This window comes from Ketobacter sp. GenoA1 (assembly GCF_003671475.1).
Classification (GTDB): domain Bacteria; phylum Pseudomonadota; class Gammaproteobacteria; order Pseudomonadales; family Ketobacteraceae; genus Ketobacter.
Map to the genome: position 1 here is coordinate 115,392 of NZ_RCHM01000043.1, position 22,134 is coordinate 137,525.

Here is a 22,134-nt window from a genome sequence, read left to right on the forward strand (position 1 = left end):
CAGACAGGCCGCCAATTCTACCACCGATGCCCGCTATCTCGTAGAGGCTCTGACGACTATCCGTCCATCCAATGGTTTGCCACCACCCTCCCCATCCTCTGCAAACTGGACAGAGCACTTAAGCGCTAGTTCCCATCCGGCAATGTCTTTATACTTGCGGGTTTATTTTGCGGGGGATCAAGATGGACACCATTCAAGTTCGCGGCGCACGCACGCACAACCTGAAAAACATCAACCTGGACATTCCCAGAGACAAGTTCATTGTCATCACCGGGCTGTCTGGGTCCGGCAAGTCTTCCCTGGCATTCGACACCCTGTATGCAGAGGGCCAGCGCCGCTACGTGGAATCCCTTTCCACCTACGCCCGCCAGTTCCTGTCGCTGATGGAAAAGCCCGATGTAGATCACATTGAGGGGCTCTCACCTGCCATCTCCATCGAACAGAAGAGCACTTCCCATAACCCCCGCTCCACGGTTGGCACCATTACCGAGATCTACGATTACCTGCGCCTGCTCTATGCCCGCGTGGGCACGCCCCGCTGTCCTGATCACGACCTGCCGCTGGAGGCACAAACCGTCAGCGAAATGGTGGACGATGTCATGGCCTTGTCCGGCGACAAACGCTACATGCTGCTGGCACCGGTGATTCAGGATAAAAAGGGAGAACACCTGCACCTGTTCGAGGAACTGCGCGCCGACGGCTTTATTCGCGCCCGCATCGACGGCATTGTGGTGGACCTGGATCAACTGCCGAAAATCGACAAGAAACGCAAACACACCATCGAGGTGGTGGTCGACCGCTTCAAGGTTAAGGAAGGCATGGAGCTACGCTTGGCAGAATCCTTCGAAACCGCCTTGAATATGGCTGCAGGTACCGCCCTGGTGACCAACATGGACGACCCCGGCGAAGCACTGCTGTTTTCCTCCAAGTTCGCTTGCCCGGTGTGCAACTACAATCTCAGCGAACTGGAACCCCGCCTGTTCTCCTTCAACAACCCAGCCGGGGCCTGCAGCACCTGCGACGGACTGGGTGTTAACCAGTTTTTCGATGAAGATGCGATCGTGGTGTCTGCGGAGCTGAGCCTGGCCGAAGGGGCCATCAAAGGCTGGGATCGGCGCAGTGTCTACTACTTTCAGATGCTGAATTCGCTGGCTGACCATGTGGGCTTTGATATCGACAAACCTTTCGGCAAACTCAGCAAGAAAGCGCGCCGTATCATTCTGCACGGCAGCGGCGACGACCCGGTTCCCTTCCGATACCTCAATGACCGGGGCGATGTCATCACCCGCAACCATCCTTTTGAGGGCATCATCCCCAACATGGAACGCCGCTACCGGGAAACCGAGTCCGATGCGGTGCGGGAAGAGCTGTCAAAATACCTGAGCATTGCAGATTGCCAGAGCTGTCAAGGGTCCCGCCTGAATCGAGCTGCACGCAATGTTTACATTGAAGCGGTGACCTTACCGGAAGTGGTAAAACTGCCGGTGGGCGACGCCCTGGATCATTTCAAAACCCTCAGGCTGGATGGCAAAAAGGGTGAGATCGCAGAGAAAATTCTCAAGGAGATCCGGGAACGCCTGCAGTTTCTGGTGAACGTGGGCCTGGACTACCTGTCGCTGAATCGCAAAGCCGAAACCCTATCCGGCGGAGAAGCCCAGCGCATCCGCCTGGCCAGCCAGATAGGCGCCGGCCTGGTGGGCGTGTTGTACATCCTGGACGAACCGTCCATTGGTCTGCATCAACGGGATAACGAGCGCTTGCTGGCAACCCTCACCCGACTGCGCGATATGGGCAATACCGTGATCGTGGTGGAACACGATGAAGATGCGATTCGGGCGGCGGACTTTATCATCGACATCGGGCCCGGTGCCGGCGTTCACGGTGGAGAAGTGCTGCGCGCCGGAAGCCTGCAACAAATCACCTCCTGCCGCAAATCCCTAACCGGGCAATACCTGAAAGGCAGTAAAAGCATTGCGATCCCTCCCCAACGGGTAAAGCCCAACGCACAAAAGCAACTGCAGATCAGAGGCGCACATGGCAACAACCTTAAACAGGTGGATTTGAATCTGCCGGTAGGATTGATGACCTGTGTCACCGGTGTATCCGGTTCCGGCAAATCCACACTGATCAACAGCACCCTGTTCCCGCTGGCGGCCACTCTGTTGAACGGAGCAACCACCCATAAGCCGGCACCTTACAGCGAATTCCATGGCATCGACCATTTCGACAAAGTGGTGGACATAGACCAGAGCCCCATAGGACGCACACCCCGCTCCAACCCCGCCACCTATACCGGTCTGTTTACTCCCATAAGGGAATTATTCGCAGGCACACAGGAAGCCCGTTCCCGGGGTTATACACCGGGCCGCTTCAGCTTCAATGTGAAAGGCGGCCGCTGTGAAGCCTGCCAGGGTGACGGTGTCATCAAAGTAGAGATGCACTTTCTACCAGACATGTACGTGCCCTGCGATGTCTGCAAAGGCAAGCGTTATAACAGGGAAACCCTCGAGGTCCGTTACAAAGCCAAGAATATTTGCGAAGTACTGGAAATGACGGTGGAAGATGGCCTGGAGTTTTTTGAAAACGTGCCGGTGATCGCCCGCAAACTACAAACACTGGTGGACGTTGGCCTCTCCTATATACGCCTCGGCCAATCCGCCACAACCCTGTCCGGCGGTGAAGCGCAACGGGTTAAACTGTCCAAAGAGCTGTCGAAGCGGGATACCGGGAAAACACTGTACATCCTGGATGAGCCCACCACCGGACTGCACTTTCATGACATTCAACAACTGCTGAATGTACTGCACCGATTGCGAGACAAAGGCAATACTGTCATCATCATCGAGCACAATCTGGATGTCATCAAAACCGCCGATTGGATCATCGATCTGGGCCCGGAAGGTGGCAGTGGTGGTGGCGAGATTATTGCCGAAGGCACGCCGGAAGAGGTGGCCAAAATGAAACATTCGCATACCGGCCGCTTTCTCAAACCGCTGTTGGCAAAAAAATAGCGGCGTTCACGCTGCGTTCACATCCGGTTCACGCTGTGTTGACACCGCCTGCGGCATAGTCGCTGCTGACCTCGAGCAAGGGTGCTGGAGGACCAACAGGAGAAAGACTATGCGCAAACTAGCAGCACTCAGCGCCGCACTGGCCGGTACACTGTTCCTCACCGGATGCGACGACGAAGACAAACTCTACACAATTTTCCCCAGTGGTGAACTGAGGGTAATCCACGCCTCCCCAGACGCTCCCCCTGTCAATATCCTGCTTAACGGCAAAAGCAAAATAGAAGGCCTGGATTACGCTGCGAGCTCGGGCTTTACCAAGCTGCTGGCCGGAAGCTATCGGGTCCAGGTTGAAGGCATTATTCCGGGCGGTAACGCCACCGTGATTGATGTGGACGGCTTTCGCATCAGCAAAAACGACACTCCCACCCTCGTCGCGGTGAACTCGGTGAGCAGCATAGAGCCTCTGGTGGTCCCACAATCCACCGCCACACCAGGCAGCGATGAAGTGGCCCTGCAGGTAACCCATGCGGCCCCCGTGGCCGGGCCCGTGGATGTGTACCTGACCGCCCCCGGCGCCAGCATCCAAGGCGCGACACCGGCCTTTACCTTTGACTTCAAGGACAATATTGATGTGGGTGCAGTAGCCGCTGGCGTGGTGGAAATTCAGGTCACTCTCGGCGGTGCTCTGGTTTACAACTCCGGCCCAGTGGACCTGACAGGGTTCGCCGGTGAAAAGCTGATGATTCTGGCCATCAACAGTGAAAACCAGACAGAGAATGCCGCCGCCCCCATAAAGCTCCTCGCCGTGACCGATTCTGATGCCGTGGAACTGAGGGATGCGGATACGCTAACCGGCGCCAAGGTTGTCCACGCATCGCCCGATGCGGCGTCGGCGGCCGGTGGCCCCGTGGAAGTGTTCGCATCCAGCCCCGCACTGGGTTTGAGCGCTGTTGAGCTGATCGACGCCTTTGACTATACCAGCGTTGTGCCGGCAGCAGACAACTATGTGAGCATACCCAACGGCACCTACACTCTGGATGTAGCCCCTGATACCGACACCATCGGTGACAGCGTCTTTACGTCCCCGCCATTGAATCTGAATGCCGGCATGGAATACACCGTGATCGCGGCTGGGCGGGTCACCTCAGTTCCGGCATTCAACCTTCTGGCAAGCGCCGATGACAACCGCGCTATTGCCACCCAGGCCAGCCTTAAACTGACACACGCCGCACCAGCAGCAGGTGCCGTGGATGTATTCATAACCGGCGCCGGCATCTATTCAGTGGCAGAGGTGGAAGCCGGCATGGCAGGCGCCCCACTACTGGATGACTTCGCGTTTGGAACAATCACTGACTATGTTGCGGTCATACCGGGCAACTATGACATCAGAGTGGTAGCGGCAGGTACAGTGGCGATCAATCTCGAAGGCGTCACCGTAACCGGGGGTGATGTACTCCATGCCATCGCCCGTGGCCCCAGCGAACCTACAGGTGCCCCCACTGACTTCGGCATCATTCTGTTAAGTAACTGAGCCAGCCCGACTATGGGTGACAGCAGTTGGTAAGCCCCCTACTAACTGGTGTCGCCCATAGTACGGTCATGCTTATCGAAACAGAGAGCCGTATCCTTCTTCCATTAATACCCGGCGCACCGCAGGTCTCAACAGCATTCGGTTATAGTGCTCCCGGCAAACAGGCGGCAAGGCCAAGCCAATTCGGTCCGCCCAGAACTCGATATAAAACAGCGCGGGGTCTGCCAGAGAAAATTCCGTCGGAACGTCACCAGCCAACATCTTAGCGCTTAACCAACTGAATCCCGAACCCACCAGATCCTTACCGCGACTGATCACCCGCTCTCTTTCACCACCAGCAGAAAGGTATTGTTCCGGAGTAAACACCCGCGTAAAACCCTGCCCATGAACGACATGCACGGCATAATTCATTAACTCCAGCACATGCAACTCGCCCTTCAGATCCCCTGGGATCAAGCCGGTACCCGGATGATTTCGCCCCAACCACCACGCGATGGAAACATAGTCGGTGAAGACGCTGCCATCCCTGCTCACCAGGGTTGGGATAGTGCCTTTCGGGTTGAGCGCCAGGTAGTCGGGATGCTGGTTATCTCCCTTCAACAAATCCACCCAGTGCGCTTCAAACACCAGTTCCAACTCTTCCAATAGAATGTGTATTCCAGTGCTGCAGGAGCCTGGGGTCATGTAGAAGCGCATGTTCATCGACCCACCTCCATACCCCGAAACACACTGCACTGCCTGAACACATCGAGCGATGGTTCAATTGACTTGTGTTGGCAGAACTTGGCCACCAGCTTCACCAGGCCTTTAATGTCGCGCCCACAGGCGCTGGGAAAAACCTCAACCAACTCCTCAACCAATTGGTGAGGTACTTGCAATTGAAATTGCTGCACCATTACTTGCCAGATTTTAAGACGATCTGCGGCATTGGGTGGGCGATACTTGATAAGCGCTATACAACGCGAAACGATGGCTTCATCGATATCGTCTACGCGATTGGTGGTCATAAACAACAAGCCGTTGAAATATTCCAGCACCCGTAAAAAAACGCCCACCACAGCATTGGCGGCGATGTTATCGTCCCGGCGCTTGATATATACATCCGCCTCGTCGATTAGCATCACCGCTCCCCAGCGCTGTGCGCGAATCAGGGTGCTTTTAAGTGCCTGCTCCATTTCCACCACGTTTAAGCCCAGCTGACCTGAATGCACCCGATACAACGGGCGCCGAATCACTTCGGAGTAGACCTCTGCCGACAAGGTTTTACCCACACCCGGGGGGCCAGCGCACAGCACAGTGGTACCACCTGACTTACCCTGCACCACATCGTCCATCAACACATCCATTTCTGCGGTGAGGATATCAATCAAATCCGTCTGCTCAGGGGGAAGAACCAACTTCTCTTTTAGTTGCGGTTTATATTCATAAAGCTCAACATCATCCACATGCACCCAAATATGGTGATGCAACTCAAGATGAAACATCAGCATATAGCCATGAACCGGAACTTCGGTAAACATGAGCTGTGGAATATCATCCCTGACGGCCTCCACCTGGGCTTCAATCCTGTCATTGTAATGAGTACTGCGACCGGCCTTGCGCAGATACTTCGCCAACACATCACCACTTGTCTCGAACTCTAGTGAGCGGTCTTTAATGATTTCTTCGTCATTGACCATTCTTGCCCGCTCACCGGAGCTGGAAAGCACAATGCGGCTTTTGCGGGACCAGTCAGTATTGCGATGACTCGCCGTCGGATCATCAGCATAAATACCCGTTCCCTGACCAACAAACTGATGGCCAGTGCAGGCGCGCAACTCGAAATACCGCTGGTTGGATCGATCGTAGGCTGCCATCAATTCGATTGTTTCTTTGAAAAAGCCTTTTGCCGCCAAAATCTCCGGCAAACTATAACCCACGATATCCCGCTCCAGAATCATAAGCGAGACCGACTGCAGTTTTCCCATGGCGTTCGCTTTCAAATCAAGAAGCACCCTGCCTGACTCCTCCTCCCCGGGCGGGGAGAAGTCGATTCGAGAAACCACAAAGGGCAGCGGTTTGCCTTCAGCATTGCCTTTAAACAGCCAACCCCTTATTCCCTCATTCAACAAATAACCAATGAGATCAGGAACCAGGGATTCCAATTCTGACTCCCGATAACGTTTGTTATCCTTGCTCAGGGCTTTGGTCAACGTATTAATCTGGGCAGCCTGCAAGGTCATTTCGCTGCCTGCCCTGTTGTACAGAGAGGACAGAAACTCCAATTGCGTTAGGGTAAAGCGTTGAAATGACGCTTCCGCCCGAGCTCCGAACCGAAGCTGGTCGAGCAACCCATCCAGCTCTGGAAACCGGTCAACTAAGGACAGTAAATAAGGACGTTCAATATAAAGCTTCATCTGCAGACAACCATAATCTGGACATTGCTGAACGAATAGCAATCCCCATGCCGCCTGATAAGTGTCTGATTATATTGAAGTGAAGAACCACTGCAGAGAACAATGGACGGTACATTCTGTAAGAAATGTGAGCTAACTGACAGCGAGCGCCGGACATGAAAAAGGCCGGCAAAATGCCGGCCCTTTAGAGTATCCAGGAAAGCGCCATTAACACGGCGCCCCGGACCTACTCCTCATCCATCTCCACCGCTTCCGCTGCAAGCGGGCGATCAACCAACTCAACATACGCCATCGGCGCTTTGTCTCCGGCTCTATAACCGCACTTAAGAATGCGGATATAACCACCAGGGCGGTCTTTGTAGCGTGGGCCCAGATCAGTGAACAACTTACCGACGGCTTCTTTGCTGCGGGTACGAGCAAAAGCCAAACGGCGGTTAGCTACACTATCGTTTTTCGCCAAAGTAATCAGAGGCTCTGCGTGACGACGCAGCTCTTTCGCTTTTGGCAAAGTCGTTTTGATTAACTCGTGCTCAACCAAGGACACCGCCATGTTGCGGAACATCGCTTTACGATGGCTGCTGTTTCGGTTGAATTTACGACCACTTTTACGGTGACGCATCGCTCTTTTCCTTTACAACTTACGGCCCCGACAAGCGCGGAGCAATTATTTAACGTTTCTTCAGTACGCGCTCATCATCACGCAGACTACCTGGAGGCCAGTTTTCCAGACGCATACCCAAAGAAAGACCTTTGGACGCCAAGACGTCCTTAATTTCCGTCAGAGACTTCTTACCCAGATTGGGCGTTTTCAGAAGCTCAACCTCGGTACGCTGGACAAGGTCACCGATGTAATAAACATTCTCAGCTTTCAGGCAGTTAGCAGAACGCACTGTTAATTCAAGATCATCAACAGGACGCAACAGAATCGGATCGATCTCATCACGTTCTTCTACTTTCTGGGGCTCGGACTCTTTCTCAAGATCCACGAACACCGCCAGCTGCTGTTGAAGAATGGTAGCTGCACGGCGGATGGCATCTTCAGCGTCAATTGTCCCATTGGTTTCCAGGTCAATAACCAGCTTATCAAGATCCGTTCGCTGCTCAACACGCGCGCTTTCAACAACATAGGCCACGCGCCGTATAGGCGAGTAAGTGGCATCGAGCTGCAGCCGACCAACACCGCGGGTTTCTTCATCACCGTCACGACCATCTGCCGGCTCATAGCCGCGCCCTTTCTGAATACGCAATTTCATATTCAGCTTGGTACCAGCGCTCAAGTTCGCAATGACGAGATCTTTGTTGATGATTTCCACGTCGTGATCCAACAAGATATCACCCGCAGTCACGATACCAGGGCCGTCCTTGTTGATACTTAATAACGCTTCACTCTTGTCGTTCAGTCGCACCGCCAGGTTCTTCAGATTCAAAAGAATATCTATGACATCCTCCTGAACCCCTTCCAGGGTACTGTACTCGTGAACTACACCATCAATCTCAACTTCTGTTACTGCTGCCCCAGGCATACTGGACAGTAGAATGCGACGAAGCGCGTTGCCCAGAGTGTGGCCGAAGCCCCTTTCCAAAGGCTCCAATGTAACCTTGGCATGGGTTTCGTTAATTTCCTGAACACCAATAGTCCGTGGTGTTAAAAACTCATTAACAGAGCGTTGCATATAGAGTACCACCTCAACCTTTTGCTTATTTATTACTTAGAATAAAGCTCTACGATTAGGTTTTCGTTGAGTTCTGAGGGAAGATCAGTACGCTCTGGTACAGCCTTGAAAACACCTTCTTTCTTCTTGGTATCCACTTCAACCCAGGACGCAAAACCACGCTGTTCAGCCAATTCAACCGCGGCATTGATACGCAGTTGGTTCTTAGCCTTCTCACGTACGGCTACAACATCACCAGGGTTAACCTGGAAAGAAGCCACGTTAACGGTCTGACCATTAACCATAATTGCCTTGTGACTGACCAGCTGTCGAGCTTCCGCGCGAGTTGAGCCAAAGCCCATACGGTACACAACATTATCCAGTCGACCTTCAAGCAGCTGCAGCAGGTTTTCACCTGTAGCACCCTTCAGGCGCGCTGCTTCTTTGTAGTAGTTGCGGAACTGACGCTCCAGCACACCATATATACGGCGCACTTTCTGTTTCTCACGCAACTGAGTACCGTAGTCAGACAAACGACCACGACGCTCACCGTGCATACCGGGAGCCTTCTCAGAGCGACACTTGTTCTCGTAGGCACGAACACCACTTTTCAGACCTAAGTCTGTGCCTTCGCGACGAGACAGTTTGCATTTAGGGCCTAAATACCTAGCCATTAATGGGACTCCCGTTAAACTCGACGTTTCTTAGGTGGACGACATCCATTATGTGGAATGGGTGTCACGTCAGTGATGCTGTTAATTTTATAGCCACAAGCATGCAGAGCACGTACCGCGGACTCGCGACCAGGGCCAGGGCCCTTAACCATCACTTCGAGGTTCTTCAAACCATATTCCTGAGCCGCCAGACCAGCCTTTTCGGCTGCCACCTGTGCTGCGAACGGCGTACTCTTACGAGATCCCCGAAAACCGCAACCACCGGCAGTCGCCCAAGACAGAGCGTTTCCCTGACGGTCGGACAAGGTAATGATGGTGTTGTTGAAGGAAGCGTGAATGTGCGCTACACCATCAACAACTGACTTTTTAACTTTCTTACGCGTACGCGCTGTTGCTTTAGCCTTAGCCATTTAACTGATTCCTGAACGTTACGCTTTACTTACGAATTGCTTTACGTGGACCCTTACGGGTGCGCGCATTAGTCTTGGTGCGCTGACCACGAACGGGCAAGCTGCGACGGTGACGAAGACCGCGATAGCAACCCAGATCCATCAATCGCTTGATGTTCATGGACACTTCTCGGCGCAGATCACCTTCGGTAGGATGATTTGCAACTTCGTTACGCACTGCGTCCAGTTGCTCCTCCGACAACTCTCTTATCTTGGTGGTAGGGTTTATACCAACTGATTCACAAATGGCTTGTGCCTTTGTGTTCCCGATACCAAAGATATAGGTCAGTGAAATAACCGCATGTTTGTTATCAGGAATATTGACGCCTGCTATACGGGCCATCCAACTTACTCCATTTACTCGAGCTTAAAACTGTTTATCAGCCGCGAAAGGGCGCAAAGAATATCTTTACAGCCCGCAAAAATCAACTAAATAGATCTTTGTATTATCGCGAAGGTTAAATTTTAGCCCTGACGCTGCTTATGACGGGGCTCTGAACTGCAAATTACACGCACCGAGCCTTTACGGCGGACGATTTTGCAGTTACGACAGATCTTTTTAACTGATGCTTGAACTTTCATGTCAAACTCCAAACAAGCTTAGGTTAACCTTATCGAACTAGGCCGGTTCCGCCATAGCCTTTCAGGTTTGCTTTCTTCATTAAGGACTCGTATTGCTTGGACATCAGGTGGCTTTGCACCTGGGCCATAAAGTCCATAACCACTACCACCACGATCAGCAGGGAGGTACCGCCCAGATAAAATGGAACATTACCGAACGCCTGCAGCCCCTGGGGCATCAAACACACCAACGTGATGTAGAGCGCACCAACTAACGTCAGCCGACCCAGCACCCCGTCAATGTACTTGGCGGTTTGTTCTCCCGGACGAATCCCCGGAACAAAAGCGCCAGATTTCTTCAAATTATCCGCAACATCCTTGGGATTAAACATAATCGCCGTATAGAAGTAGCAGAAAAACACAATCAGCAACGCAAACAGCAATAAATACAGTGGCTGCCCTGGCCCCAAAGCCAAAGACACTTCCTGTAACCATGCCATATTTTCATTCTCACCAAACCACTGCCCGATACTTGCGGGGAAGAGCAGAATGCTGGTGGCGAATATAGGTGGTATTACACCAGCCATATTGATCTTCAGTGGCAAATGCGACTGCTGCGCCGCAAAGACCTTACGACCTTGCTGACGACGGGCGTAGTTTATCGTAATACGACGTTGAGCGCGCTCCATGAATACCACAAAGAACACCACCACTACCGCGACTATCGCCAAAATGAGCAGAACCGCGACATTTAACTCACCTTGCCGGGTTGCCTCCAATGCCTGGCCTATGGCCTGGGGTAAACCTGCCACGATCCCTGCGAAAATGATCATGGAAATCCCGTTACCTATTCCCCGTTCAGTAACCTGTTCACCCAACCACATGAGAAACATGGTACCTGTGGTCAGGGTCACGATGGCTGGGAACAGCCAGGAAAACCCAACCGTTAGGGTGACACCCTGGGTTTGGAGCGCCATCGCCATACCAAGTGACTGCAACGTTGCCAAGCCGAGCGTTCCATAACGGGTATACTGGGAAATCTTCCTTCTACCCGCTTCGCCTTCCTTCTTCAGCTGCTCCAACTGCGGGCTTACCGCTGACAGCAGCTGCATAATAATGGACGCTGATATATAGGGCATAATGCCAAGCGCCAGAATCGACATGCGCTCCAGAGCCCCACCCGAAAACATATTGAACAGGCTTAGGATGGTGTCCTGCTGCTGCTTGAACAAATTCTGTAACTGTATCGGGTCAATACCGGGTACCGGAATATGAGCACCAATGCGATAAACCAATATCGCAAAAAACAGGAACTTAAGGCGAGCCCATAGCTCGCCCATTCCTGCATTGTTCATATTCGGCATACCGGCCTGCTGGGGCTTGGCTGCCATACTATTCCTCTACTTTTCCGCCTGCGGCTTCAATTGCTGCTTTGGCACCCTTGGTGGCAGGTACGCCTTTCAGGGTAACAGCCTTAGTAATATCGCCGGACAACACTACCTTGGCGAACTTGGTACTACGGCGAATGATACCAGCGGCTTTCAGGGCATCAAGATCAATCACGTCAGCATCAATCTTCGCCAACTCTGACAGTCGCACTTCCTGAGTGATCAAGGCTTTCTGCGAAGTAAAGCCAAACTTGGGCAAGCGGCGCTGGATTGGCATCTGACCGCCTTCGAATCCGGGCTTGATACTTCCACCGGAGCGTGAAGTCTGGCCCTTTACTCCGCGACCACCGGTTTTGCCTAATCCGCTACCAATACCACGACCACGTCGCTTGGCGGCAGGCTTGGACCCAGCTGCAGGACCTAAACTATTCAATTTCATCTCACTCACCCTCTACACGAACCATGTAGTAAACTTTGTTCACCATGCCACGTACCGCTGGCGTGTCTTCAACCTCAACGGTGTGACCGATGCGGCGTAACCCCAAGCCACGGATACATGCCTTGTGACTTTCTTGACGTCCGATTGTGCTCTTGGTTTGAGTCACTTTGATAGTGCTATTGCTCATGGCCTTTACCCCAGAATTTCTTCTACGCTCTTACCACGCTTGGCCGCTACGTCTTCCGGAGACTTCATGGACGCCAAACCTTTAACTGTCGCACGGACAACGTTCATCGGGTTGGTAGAGCCGTAGCACTTGGCCAACACGTTTTGAACACCGGCAACTTCGAGAACTGCACGCATTGCACCACCGGCTATGATACCGGTACCGTCTGACGCAGGCTGAAGATAAACCTTTGAAGAGCCGTGCTGTGCTTTGATCTGATGCTGCAAAGTCGTTCCGCTCAATTCCACGGTCACCATATTGCGACGAGCCGCTTCCAGTGCTTTCTGAATAGCTACAGGTACTTCACGTGCCTTGCCACTGCCAAAGCCTACCTTACCATTTCCGTCGCCAACGACAGTAAGCGCCGTGAACCCGAAAATACGCCCACCTTTAACCACTTTTGCAACTCGGTTTACCTGGACAAGCTTTTCCTGTAAACCTTCGTTTTTATCTTCAACTTTTGCCATCTTAATACCCTTTAAAACTCAAGGCCGCCTTCACGTGCAGCTTCTGCCAATGCCTGTACTCGGCCGTGATATTTGAATCCAGAGCGGTCAAAGGCAACTCTGCTGACGCCCTTTGCCTTCGCGCGTTCGGCAATCATCTTGCCAACGGCAGTGGCTGCGTCTTTGTTGCTGGTGGCACCGTCAAAACCCTTCTCTTTGGTAGAAGCACAGGCAATCACGCTGCTGCCATCATTGCTGATGATCTGAGCATAGATATGCTGGCTGGTACGATTGACGGTCAACCGGGTTTCACCCAGCTCACGTATCTTCATTCTGGTGCGTTTCGCCCGGCGCAAACGCGCAAATTTTTTATCGTTCATGGCTACTGTCATCTCACCGATTATTTCTTCTTGGCTTCTTTACGAAGCACATGCTCGTCGGAGTATCTTACACCTTTGCCTTTGTAGGGCTCAGGTGGTCGGAAACCACGTACATTTGCTGCTACCTGACCCAACAGCTGTTTGTCAGCGCTCTTCAGAACCACTTCAGTCTGGCTCGGAGTTTCAGCTGTTACACCCGCCGGCAACTCATAATCAACCGGATGAGAGAAGCCAAGCGTCAAACTTAGTGTGTTGCCTTTGGCTTGGGCCCGGTAACCTACACCGATCAATTCCAGTTTCCGCTCAAAGCCTGCGCTCACACCAACAACCATATTGTTAACGAGAGAGCGGAATGTGCCTGCCATTGCCCAGGACTTTTGATCTTCCTGTACGGGCTTAACCAAAGCCTGGCCACCATCAACTTCAAAGGCAACCAGCGGGTTCAGGTCAAGCTTCAATTCACCCTTGGAGCCTTTTACCAACAGCTCCTGCCCATTAAGTTTGATATCCACACCTGATGGGATATCAATAGGGCTCTTAGCTACTCGAGACATTGCCGACCACCTATTAAGATACGTAACACAATACTTCACCGCCAACGCCAGCAGCGCGGGCAGCTCGATCAGTCATAACGCCTCGATCTGTGGATACGATGGCCACACCGAGGCCTGCCATTACTTTGGGCAGGCTATCGTTAGACTTGTAAATTCGCAGACCTGGTCGACTCACTCTTTTGAGCTCCTCAATTACAGGCTTGCCTTCAAAGTACTTGAGCTCTACTTTGAGTTCAGGGATCTTCTCACCATCCACCGAATAACCAGAAATATAACCTTCGTCCAACAGCACCTTGGCAACGGCAATTTTGGTCTTTGAAGAAGGCATAACCACGTCCGCTTTCTTAGCCATCTGGCCGTTGCGAATCCGGGTCAACATATCCGCTAATGGATCTTGCATACTCATGTCTAATTTCTCCGTAAACCGTTATTACCAGCTGGACTTGACCAAGCCTGGCACGTCACCACGCATGGCAGCCTCACGCAACTTGTTACGTGACAGGCCGAACTTGCGGTAAAAACCATGAGGGCGCCCGGTTAGACCACAACGATTACGCAAACGTGACTTGGACGCGTTACGCGGTTGCTTCTGCAATTTCAACTGCGCTTCCCAGCGCTCTTCCTCAGAGCTATCCGGGTTGTTGATAATTGCCTTCAGTTCAGCGCGTTTCTTAGCGTACTTCGCTACCGCTGCCTGGCGCTTCTTCTCGCGCTCTATCATAGATACTTTTGCCATTTTCGATCACCTATTTCTTGAGCGGGAACTGGAAGGCTTCCAACAAAGCACGGCCTTCATCATCGTTCTTGGCGGTAGTAGTAATAGTGATATCCATTCCGCGGATTTTATCGATCTTGTCGTAATCGATCTCCGGGAACACAATCTGTTCTTTGACGCCCATGCTGTAATTGCCCTGGCCATCAAACGACTTCGGATTCAGTCCACGAAAATCACGGATACGTGGTATAGCCATGGAAACCAGACGATCCAGAAATTCATACATGCGCTCGCCACGCAGTGTCACCTTGGCACCAATTGGCCAACCTTCACGAATTTTAAAGCCCGCTACAGATTTGCGCGCCTTGGTAACTAAAGGCTTTTGACCTGAAATCAAAGCCAAATCGGCTACTGCGCCATCAATCGCTTTTCGATCCTGAGATGCCTCACCAACACCCATGTTGAGGGTGATCTTGGTGATTTTGGGCACTTCCATAACGCTCTTGTATCCGAATTGCTGCTGCAACTTAGACACTATTTCGTTGTTGTAGACTTCTTTCAATCTGCTCATTGCTATAACCCGATACCTTTAGGCTTATGCCTTGTCCTCAATGACTTCGCTCGTAGACTTGAAACAACGAACCTTTTTGCCATCTTCCAGGAATTTGAAACCTACGCGGTCCGCTTTTTGAGTTTGCGGGTTAAAGATTGCCACGTTGGAAGCCTGGATAGGAGCTTCCTTTTCAACAATGCCGCCTGGAGCACCCTTTTGCGGGTTAGGCTTCTGATGTTTCTTAACGATGTTAACACCGCTAATCAACAACTTGCCTTCCAGTACTTTCAATACTTTACCACGCTTGCCTTTATCACGGCCGGCGATTATTACAACTTCATCGTTTCTTTTAATCTTCAGCATGTCTAATACCTCTTAGCCTTACAGCACTTCGGGAGCCAAGGAGATAATCTTCATGAACTGATCTCCGCGGAGTTCGCGTGTCACAGGGCCAAAGATACGAGTACCGATAGGCTGTCGGTTGTTGTTCAACAACACTGCTGCATTCTCATCGAAGCGGATCAAGGATCCATCTTGACGACGAACACCCTGGCATGTACGAACGACTACGGCGTTCATCACATCACCTTTCTTCACTTTGCCGCGCGGAATTGCTTCTTTCACAGACACCTTAATGATGTCGCCAATGCGCGCGTAGCGGCGATGTGAACCGCCCAGTACCTTAATACACTGTACCCGGCGAGCACCGCTGTTATCTGCAACCTGCAATACGGTTTGGGTCTGAATCATTGCCAGTCTCCAAAGTAAATAATCAAGAGCACTAAGCGGGGCTTAGATTTTCGCTCTTTCGTCAATGCTCACCAAGCGCCAGCACTTGGTTTTGGACAAGGGGCGACACTCTTCAATGGTCACAATATCGCCAGCGTTACACTCGTTTGCTTCATCATGCGCATGAAACTTGGTGGAGCGACGCACGAACTTGCCATAAACAGGGTGCTTCACTTTGCGCTCAACCATGACGGTGACAGACTTATCACCTTTATTACTCACTACTTTACCAGTATGAGTGCGCTTTGTTTTCGCAGTAGCTTGCTCTGTCATTCTCAGTTACCCTGCTTTTGTTTCTCTGCCAATATCGTCTTTGTACGAGCAATATCGCGACGAGTTTTTTTCATGACGTGGGTTTGACCCAGCTGGCCTGTGGCCAATTTCATGCGGTTCTCGAATTGCTCACGCAGAAGACCCAGCAAATGCTCATTGAGCTCTGATTCTGATTTCTGTCTTAAATCACTGGCACTCATCACATCACCGTCCGCGTAACAACTGTGGTTTTGATGGGCAACTTAGCTGCCGCCAGGATAAAGGCCTCACGAGCAATATCCTCGTTCACCCCTTCCATCTCATACAGCATCTTTCCTGGGCGGATTTCGGCTACCCAATACTCAACGTTACCCTTACCTTTACCCTGACGTACTTCCAACGGCTTCTCAGTGATTGGTTTGTCAGGAAACACCCGAATCCAGATCTTTCCGCCACGTTTAACATGACGTGTCATCGCTCGACGGGCTGCTTCAATTTGGCGAGCAGTCAGGCGACCGCGGCTAACTGCCTTCAAGCCGATGGTTCCAAACGAAACCTTATTACCAGCTTGAGCCAGACCACGGTTGCGGCCTTTGTGCTGCTTTCTAAATTTTGTGCGTTTAGGCTGTAACATCTTTCTTACCCTTAGCTAGCACGTGTACGTTTCGGTGCGCTGGCTTTCTGCTCTTCGGGCTGCTCCAGATCGCCATCCAGAATCTCACCTTTGAAGATCCAAACCTTTACACCGATAGTTCCGTATGTGGTTTCGGCTCGCGCAGTAGAGTAATCAATATCCGCACGCAAAGTATGCAGAGGAACTCGACCTTCCCGGTACCACTCTGTACGAGCAATTTCGGCACCACCCAGACGGCCTGAAACCTGAACTTTAATGCCCTTGGCACCCAGGCGAATGGCGTTCTGCACTGCGCGCTTCATGGCTCGACGGAACATTACCCGGCGCTCCAACTGCGATGCAATGCTTTCTGCCACCAGGCGCGCATCCAACTCTGGCTTACGAACTTCTTCGATGTTCACGTGGACAGGCACGCCCATCATCTGAGAAAGCTCGCGACGCAGTTTCTCCACGTCCTCACCTTTCTTTCCGATCACAATACCAGGACGAGCTGTCTTGATAGTGATGCGTGCATTCTCAGCTGGTCGCTCAATCTCAATTCGACTAACCGAAGCGGACTTCAGCTTGTTGAACAAATATTCACGCACTTTAAGATCTGTTAGCAAATAACCTGAGTACTGTTTAGGCGCAGCATACCAAGTAGAAGTGTGCTTCTTAACGATGCCTAAACGTATCCCGGTCGGATGTACTTTCTGACCCATCTGGCCTGTCTCCTAGTTGTCAGATACTTTGACCGTGATATGGCAGGTTCGCTTCAAAATGCGATCTGCACGCCCTTTAGCGCGAGGCTTAATGCGCTTCATGGTCATACCTTCGTCAACATAAATTTCGGAAACCCGAAGCTCGTCCACGTCAGCACCATCGTTGTGCTCGGCGTTTGCGATAGCGGATTCCAAAACCTTTTTCACAAGATGCGCTGCTTTCTTGGTACTGAAACCCAAGGCGTTCAAAGCTTGATCCACCTTTTGCCCACGTACCTGGTCGGCAACCAACCGTGCTTTTTGTGCAGACACCATAGCGCCGCGCAATTTAGCTGCTGTTTCCATCACCGCACCTCTTAGCGTTTAGCTTTCTTGTCTGCAGCGTGACCACGATACGTTCGGGTAGCTGCAAACTCGCCTAACTTGTGACCCACCATATGCTCACTAACGAGTACTGGAACATGTTGGCGACCGTTGTGGACTGCAATAGTTAAGCCCACCATCTCAGGAAGAATCATTGAGCGACGCGACCAGGTTTTGATTGGCTTACGGCTTTTATTCTCAACGGCTTCTTCAACTTTCTTCAAAAGATGTTCGTCGATGAACGGACCTTTCTTCAATGAACGTGGCACAGTATATACCTCTTAATCCGTATTACGATTTCGCACCGCGACGACGAACAATCAATTTGTTCGTGCGCTTGTTCTTACGTGTCTTGTGACCCTTAGTAGAGACACCCCAGGGTGTAACTGGATGACGACCACCTGAAGTTCTACCTTCACCACCACCATGAGGGTGGTCAACAGGGTTCATAGCCACACCGCGAACGGTAGGTCTAACACCACGCCATCTTTTTGCACCGGCTTTACCCAGAGAGGCCAAGCTGTGCTCTGAGTTACCAACCTCACCAATGGTGGCTCGGCAATCAGACAATACTTTACGCATTTCACCGGAGCGCAAGCGCAGGGTGGCATACGCACCGTCCCGCGCCAGCAACTGTGCTGAGCCACCTGCACTACGCACAATTTGCGCACCTTTACCAGGCTTCAGCTCGATGCAATGCACCACACTACCGACCGGGATATTACGCAGTGGTAACGCATTACCGACTTTGATAGGTGCGTCCTGCCCGGAAACCACAGCTGTTCCGGCCTCAACACCTTTGGCAGCGATAATATAGCGACGCTCCCCATCCGCATACTTCACCAGTGCGATATTCGCCGAACGATTTGGATCATACTCCAATCGCTCCACTACACCCGGTACGCCGTCTTTATTGCGCTTAAAGTCAACAACTCGATAGTGCTGCTTGTGACCACCACCCTTATGACGAGTGGTGATGCGTCCGGTGTTGTTACGACCGCCTTTTTTGGAGTTCTTATCCAAAAGCGGGGCGTAAGGTGCACCCTTGTGCAAATCCGGATTAACAACTTTAACTACAAAGCGGCGACCGGGAGACGTAGGTTTAGCTTTAACCAATGCCATTAGCTCTTCTCCTCACTCACTCTGCGCCAAGAAAATCAATATCAAAGCCTTCCTGCAGTGACACGTAGGCTTTTTTCCAATCGGCACGTTTTCCCATGCCGCGACCGAAGCGCTTGGTTTTGCCCTTCACGTTCAGTGTCTGAACAGACTTAACCTTAACTTCCCAAAGCTGCTCTACCGCTGCTTTGATTTCTGCCTTACTGGCATCTTTGGCAACTTTGAACACGAATTGATTATTCTGATCAGACACTACCGTGGCTTTTTCAGAAATATGGGGCGCCATCAATACTTTAAAGACTCGTTCCTGGTTCATGCCAGCAGCTCCTCAAGTTTCTTCAGCGCGTCAACCGTCACCACCACTTTCTCGTGAGCAATCAAGCTGACCGGATCAACGGCCTGCACATCACACACAGCAACCTTGGGCAAATTGCGGGAAGCTAGGTAGACGTTCTCGCTAACTTCACCAGCCACCACCAACGCTCCTTCTGCATTCAGTTCTTTCAGTCGCGCCGCCATTAATTTGGTCTTGGGAGATTCCAGATCGAAACCTTCAACCACCACCAAACGATCCTGACGAACCAACTCAGAAAGAATGCAACGCATCGCGCCGCGGTACATCTTGCGATTAACCTTTTGGCTGTAATCACGTGGTGTCGCTGCAAAAGTAACACCACCACTACGCCAGATAGGGCTTCGGATAGTACCGGCTCGCGCTCGACCAGTACCCTTTTGGCGCCAAGGCTTCTTGCCGCCACCACTCACTTCGGAACGATTTTTCTGTGCTTTGGAGCCCTGACGAGCACCAGCCATATAAGCGGTCACCACCTGGTGAACCAACGGCTCGTTAAACTCTTTGGCAAAAGCCACTTCAGACACAGTCACAGTTCCGCCAGAGGCAATATTCAGATTCATCCGCTAATCCTCTTTGGCTTAACCTTTAACAGCTGGCTTGACGACAACATCGTTGCCAGCAGCACCCGGAACCGCGCCCTTAACCAAAAGAAGATTTCTTTCGGCATCAACACGAACAATCTCGAGGGATTGAACGGTTGTCTTGCGATTACCCATGTGACCAGCCATCTTTTTACCTTTAAAAACACGACCGGGAGTTTGGTTCTGTCCGATAGAACCCGGGACACGGTGCGACAACGAGTTACCGTGTGTAGCGTCCTGACCTTTAAAGTTCCAACGCTTGATGGTTCCCGCAAAACCTTTACCCTTGGAAGTACCCGTCACATCGACCATAGCGCCCGCTTCAAACACGTTCACCTCGATGGCATCACCCACCTTGTAGCCAGCAACTTCCTCTTCCGTCAGGCGGAATTCCCATAAACCGCGACCCGCCTCAGCCTCAGCTTTAGCAAAGTGACCTGCGGCCGGCTTGCCCACTCGGGAAGCCTTGCGTGAGCCAGTGGTAACCTGAACTGCAGAGTAACCATCTGTTTCAACTGCCTTCACCTGAGTAATCCGGTTAGGCTCTACCTCAATAACGGTAACTGGAACGGACACACCGTCTTCTGTGAAGATACGGGTCATGCCACATTTACGTCCGACTAGACCGATTGCCATATCATTAACCTCTTATGCCATGCTGCTTACGAGCACGATCAACCCAGTGAGATTTGAACATCAACGCCTGCAGCCAAATCCAGCTTCATCAGGGCGTCCACGGTTTTATCAGTGGGCTCTACAATATCGACCATTCGCTTATGAGTACGAATCTCATACTGATCACGCGCATCCTTATTTACATGCGGTGAAATGAGCACGGTAAAGCGCTCTTTGCGAGTTGGCAGAGGGATAGGGCCGCGCACTTGCGCGCCCGTACGTTTCGCCGTCTCAACGATCTCAAGCGCCGACTGATCAATCAGCTTATGATCAAACGCCTTTAAGCGAATACGAATCTTCTGGTTTTGCATCGCCTGGGAACTCCAGAAATCTCAACAAATAAACAGCAAAAAATCCCTGCCCCCTCAACATCTTGCCTGAGGAAACGGATTTTTTGGCTTCGTGCCTAGAACGTTGCCTAGGCTGTGAATCTCGCGCCCCACCGTAGCGGGGCGCGATAATATAACCCGGCTTAGCGCCGAATTACAACAGCTTTATTCAATAATTTTGGCTACAACACCTGCGCCCACGGTACGACCGCCTTCGCGGATCGCAAATCGCAGACCTTCTTCCATCGCAATCGGCGCAATCAGGGTCACGTCCATCTTGATGTTGTCGCCAGGCATAACCATTTCCACGCCTTCAGGCAGCTCTACCGCACCGGTGATGTCTGTGGTACGAAAGTAGAACTGTGGGCGATAGCCCTTGAAGAATGGCGTGTGACGACCACCTTCATCCTTGCTCAGCACGTATACTTCGGCTTCAAAACGGGTATGCGGAGTGATGGCACCCGGCTTACACAGCACCTGGCCTCGCTCTACTTCATCACGCTTGGTACCACGCAACAGCACACCAACGTTCTCCCCTGCTCGGCCTTCGTCCAGCAGCTTGCGGAACATTTCCACACCAGTACAGGTGGTCTTGGTGGTGTCTTTGATTCCAACGATTTCGATTTCTTCACCCACCTTGATGATGCCACGCTCTACTCGACCGGTTACTACCGTACCACGGCCAGAGATGGAGAATACGTCTTCGATGGGCATCAGGAAGGACTGGTCAATGGCGCGCACGGGCTCTGGAATGTACTCGTCCAGGGTTTCCACCAGCTTCTGCACCGCCGGCATACCGATATCAGAGGTATCGCCTTCCAATGCCTTCAGCGCAGAACCCTTGATGATCGGCGTGTCGTCACCCGGGAATTCATACTGGTCCAGCAGCTCACGAACTTCCATTTCAACCAGCTCCAGAAGCTCTTCGTCATCCACCATGTCCGCTTTGTTCAGGAACACAACGATGTAGGGCACGCCTACCTGACGTGACAGCAGGATGTGCTCACGGGTCTGAGGCATCGGGCCATCAGCCGCTGAACACACCAGAATCGCGCCGTCCATCTGCGCCGCACCGGTGATCATGTTCTTAACATAGTCAGCGTGCCCCGGGCAGTCTACGTGAGCGTAGTGGCGGGTCGGTGACTCGTACTCTACGTGAGAGGTGGAGATGGTGATACCACGGGCTTTCTCTTCAGGCGCCTTGTCGATGCCGTCAAATGCCACCGCTGCCCCACCCCAGATCTCGGAACACACGCGGGTCAACGCAGCCGTCAAGGTGGTTTTACCGTGGTCAACGTGACCAATGGTGCCTACGTTTACGTGCGGTTTGCTTCGTTCAAATTTTTCCTTTGACACTTTTA

The 22,134-nt window shown here is 52.0% G+C and carries 33 protein-coding genes; 2 read left to right on the plus strand and 31 right to left on the minus strand.

What is annotated here, in order from left to right; translation table 11 throughout:
* The first annotated feature begins 182 nt into the window (after nt 1-182).
* Nucleotides 183-3,011 carry an excinuclease ABC subunit UvrA gene (uvrA, locus tag D9N13_RS19080; RefSeq protein ID WP_290593303.1) on the plus strand — a complete coding sequence of 943 codons (2,829 nt, stop codon included), beginning with the start codon at nt 183-185 and terminating at the stop codon, nt 3,009-3,011.
* 109 nt (nt 3,012-3,120) lie between these two features.
* Nucleotides 3,121-4,542, plus strand: a complete 1,422-nt coding sequence (locus D9N13_RS19085) for a DUF4397 domain-containing protein (RefSeq protein ID WP_290593305.1) — start codon at nt 3,121-3,123, stop codon at nt 4,540-4,542.
* Between the two features lie 72 nt (nt 4,543-4,614).
* On the opposite strand, the gene D9N13_RS19090 is transcribed toward D9N13_RS19085, so the two are convergent.
* The 31 genes from D9N13_RS19090 to tuf all read right to left on the minus strand — a co-directional run bounded on the left by D9N13_RS19090 (nt 4,615) and on the right by tuf (nt 22,129).
* Nucleotides 4,615-5,244, minus strand: a complete 630-nt coding sequence (locus D9N13_RS19090; protein WP_290593307.1) for a glutathione S-transferase family protein — start codon at nt 5,242-5,244, stop codon at nt 4,615-4,617.
* A complete protein-coding gene (locus D9N13_RS19095; protein ID WP_290593309.1) occupies nt 5,241-6,938 on the minus strand; it encodes an AAA family ATPase in 1,698 nt (565 codons plus the stop codon). Before D9N13_RS19095 ends, D9N13_RS19090 begins: the two co-directional genes overlap by 4 nt.
* Nucleotides 6,939-7,164: 226 nt before the next feature.
* Nucleotides 7,165-7,557 carry a 50S ribosomal protein L17 gene (gene rplQ, locus D9N13_RS19100; RefSeq protein ID WP_290593311.1) on the minus strand — a complete coding sequence of 131 codons (393 nt, stop codon included), beginning with the start codon at nt 7,555-7,557 and terminating at the stop codon, nt 7,165-7,167.
* A 49-nt stretch (nt 7,558-7,606) separates the two neighbouring features.
* On the minus strand, nt 7,607-8,611 hold the full coding sequence (locus D9N13_RS19105; RefSeq protein ID WP_290593313.1) for a DNA-directed RNA polymerase subunit alpha: 1,005 nt from the start codon (nt 8,609-8,611) through the stop codon (nt 7,607-7,609).
* 32 nt (nt 8,612-8,643) lie between these two features.
* Nucleotides 8,644-9,264: a 30S ribosomal protein S4 gene (rpsD, locus tag D9N13_RS19110; RefSeq protein ID WP_290593315.1), complete on the minus strand. Its 621-nt coding sequence runs from the start codon at nt 9,262-9,264 to the stop codon at nt 8,644-8,646.
* A gap of 14 nt (nt 9,265-9,278) precedes the next feature.
* A complete protein-coding gene (rpsK, locus tag D9N13_RS19115; RefSeq protein ID WP_290593317.1) occupies nt 9,279-9,674 on the minus strand; it encodes a 30S ribosomal protein S11 in 396 nt (131 codons plus the stop codon).
* A gap of 25 nt (nt 9,675-9,699) precedes the next feature.
* Nucleotides 9,700-10,056 (minus strand): 30S ribosomal protein S13, encoded by a 357-nt coding sequence (gene rpsM, locus D9N13_RS19120; protein WP_290593319.1) that lies wholly within the window; start codon nt 10,054-10,056, stop codon nt 9,700-9,702.
* Between the two features lie 122 nt (nt 10,057-10,178).
* A complete protein-coding gene (gene rpmJ / locus D9N13_RS19125) occupies nt 10,179-10,295 on the minus strand; it encodes a 50S ribosomal protein L36 (RefSeq protein ID WP_101893381.1) in 117 nt (38 codons plus the stop codon).
* 29 nt (nt 10,296-10,324) lie between these two features.
* On the minus strand, nt 10,325-11,665 hold the full coding sequence (gene secY / locus D9N13_RS19130; RefSeq protein ID WP_290593322.1) for a preprotein translocase subunit SecY: 1,341 nt from the start codon (nt 11,663-11,665) through the stop codon (nt 10,325-10,327).
* 1 nt (nt 11,666) lies between these two features.
* Nucleotides 11,667-12,101 (minus strand): 50S ribosomal protein L15, encoded by a 435-nt coding sequence (gene rplO / locus D9N13_RS19135; protein ID WP_290593324.1) that lies wholly within the window; start codon nt 12,099-12,101, stop codon nt 11,667-11,669.
* 1 nt (nt 12,102) lies between these two features.
* The gene (gene rpmD, locus D9N13_RS19140) at nt 12,103-12,288 is read right to left on the minus strand and encodes a 50S ribosomal protein L30 (protein WP_290593326.1); all 186 of its coding nucleotides are present in this window, start codon (nt 12,286-12,288) and stop codon (nt 12,103-12,105) included.
* Nucleotides 12,289-12,293: 5 nt separating this feature from the next.
* Nucleotides 12,294-12,794 carry a 30S ribosomal protein S5 gene (gene rpsE / locus D9N13_RS19145; RefSeq protein ID WP_290593328.1) on the minus strand — a complete coding sequence of 167 codons (501 nt, stop codon included), beginning with the start codon at nt 12,792-12,794 and terminating at the stop codon, nt 12,294-12,296.
* A gap of 11 nt (nt 12,795-12,805) precedes the next feature.
* Nucleotides 12,806-13,153: a 50S ribosomal protein L18 gene (gene rplR, locus D9N13_RS19150; protein WP_290593330.1), complete on the minus strand. Its 348-nt coding sequence runs from the start codon at nt 13,151-13,153 to the stop codon at nt 12,806-12,808.
* A gap of 20 nt (nt 13,154-13,173) precedes the next feature.
* On the minus strand, nt 13,174-13,707 hold the full coding sequence (rplF, locus tag D9N13_RS19155; protein WP_290593332.1) for a 50S ribosomal protein L6: 534 nt from the start codon (nt 13,705-13,707) through the stop codon (nt 13,174-13,176).
* Nucleotides 13,708-13,720: 13 nt separating this feature from the next.
* Complete coding sequence (rpsH, locus tag D9N13_RS19160) at nt 13,721-14,113, minus strand: 30S ribosomal protein S8 (RefSeq protein WP_290593334.1); 393 nt, start codon at nt 14,111-14,113, stop codon at nt 13,721-13,723.
* A gap of 24 nt (nt 14,114-14,137) precedes the next feature.
* Nucleotides 14,138-14,443 (minus strand): 30S ribosomal protein S14, encoded by a 306-nt coding sequence (gene rpsN, locus D9N13_RS19165; protein WP_290593336.1) that lies wholly within the window; start codon nt 14,441-14,443, stop codon nt 14,138-14,140.
* A gap of 10 nt (nt 14,444-14,453) precedes the next feature.
* Nucleotides 14,454-14,993: a 50S ribosomal protein L5 gene (gene rplE / locus D9N13_RS19170; RefSeq protein ID WP_290593338.1), complete on the minus strand. Its 540-nt coding sequence runs from the start codon at nt 14,991-14,993 to the stop codon at nt 14,454-14,456.
* Nucleotides 14,994-15,017: 24 nt separating this feature from the next.
* Nucleotides 15,018-15,338, minus strand: a complete 321-nt coding sequence (gene rplX / locus D9N13_RS19175; protein ID WP_290593340.1) for a 50S ribosomal protein L24 — start codon at nt 15,336-15,338, stop codon at nt 15,018-15,020.
* A gap of 18 nt (nt 15,339-15,356) precedes the next feature.
* A complete protein-coding gene (gene rplN, locus D9N13_RS19180) occupies nt 15,357-15,725 on the minus strand; it encodes a 50S ribosomal protein L14 (RefSeq protein ID WP_290593341.1) in 369 nt (122 codons plus the stop codon).
* 42 nt (nt 15,726-15,767) lie between these two features.
* Complete coding sequence (rpsQ, locus tag D9N13_RS19185) at nt 15,768-16,037, minus strand: 30S ribosomal protein S17 (protein ID WP_290593343.1); 270 nt, start codon at nt 16,035-16,037, stop codon at nt 15,768-15,770.
* A gap of 2 nt (nt 16,038-16,039) precedes the next feature.
* On the minus strand, nt 16,040-16,237 hold the full coding sequence (rpmC, locus tag D9N13_RS19190) for a 50S ribosomal protein L29 (RefSeq protein WP_290593345.1): 198 nt from the start codon (nt 16,235-16,237) through the stop codon (nt 16,040-16,042).
* Nucleotides 16,237-16,650 (minus strand): 50S ribosomal protein L16, encoded by a 414-nt coding sequence (rplP, locus tag D9N13_RS19195; RefSeq protein WP_290593347.1) that lies wholly within the window; start codon nt 16,648-16,650, stop codon nt 16,237-16,239. Before rplP ends, rpmC begins: the two co-directional genes overlap by 1 nt.
* A gap of 11 nt (nt 16,651-16,661) precedes the next feature.
* Entirely contained in the window at nt 16,662-17,351 is a 690-nt protein-coding gene (rpsC, locus tag D9N13_RS19200; RefSeq protein ID WP_290593349.1) for a 30S ribosomal protein S3, read from the minus strand.
* 12 nt (nt 17,352-17,363) lie between these two features.
* Entirely contained in the window at nt 17,364-17,696 is a 333-nt protein-coding gene (gene rplV / locus D9N13_RS19205; protein WP_290593351.1) for a 50S ribosomal protein L22, read from the minus strand.
* Between the two features lie 11 nt (nt 17,697-17,707).
* Nucleotides 17,708-17,983, minus strand: coding sequence for a 30S ribosomal protein S19 (rpsS, locus tag D9N13_RS19210; protein ID WP_290593353.1), 276 nt, complete (start codon nt 17,981-17,983; stop codon nt 17,708-17,710).
* A 22-nt stretch (nt 17,984-18,005) separates the two neighbouring features.
* Nucleotides 18,006-18,836: a 50S ribosomal protein L2 gene (gene rplB, locus D9N13_RS19215; RefSeq protein WP_290593355.1), complete on the minus strand. Its 831-nt coding sequence runs from the start codon at nt 18,834-18,836 to the stop codon at nt 18,006-18,008.
* 16 nt (nt 18,837-18,852) lie between these two features.
* A complete protein-coding gene (gene rplW / locus D9N13_RS19220; RefSeq protein ID WP_290593357.1) occupies nt 18,853-19,149 on the minus strand; it encodes a 50S ribosomal protein L23 in 297 nt (98 codons plus the stop codon).
* On the minus strand, nt 19,146-19,748 hold the full coding sequence (gene rplD / locus D9N13_RS19225) for a 50S ribosomal protein L4 (protein WP_290593359.1): 603 nt from the start codon (nt 19,746-19,748) through the stop codon (nt 19,146-19,148). The genes rplW and rplD overlap by 4 nt, the downstream gene beginning before the upstream one ends.
* 18 nt (nt 19,749-19,766) lie before the next feature.
* Nucleotides 19,767-20,405: a 50S ribosomal protein L3 gene (rplC, locus tag D9N13_RS19230; protein ID WP_290593361.1), complete on the minus strand. Its 639-nt coding sequence runs from the start codon at nt 20,403-20,405 to the stop codon at nt 19,767-19,769.
* 38 nt (nt 20,406-20,443) lie between these two features.
* Entirely contained in the window at nt 20,444-20,755 is a 312-nt protein-coding gene (gene rpsJ, locus D9N13_RS19235; protein ID WP_290593363.1) for a 30S ribosomal protein S10, read from the minus strand.
* A gap of 183 nt (nt 20,756-20,938) precedes the next feature.
* Entirely contained in the window at nt 20,939-22,129 is a 1,191-nt protein-coding gene (gene tuf / locus D9N13_RS19240) for an elongation factor Tu (RefSeq protein ID WP_290593365.1), read from the minus strand.
* Nucleotides 22,130-22,134 lie beyond the last annotated feature (5 nt).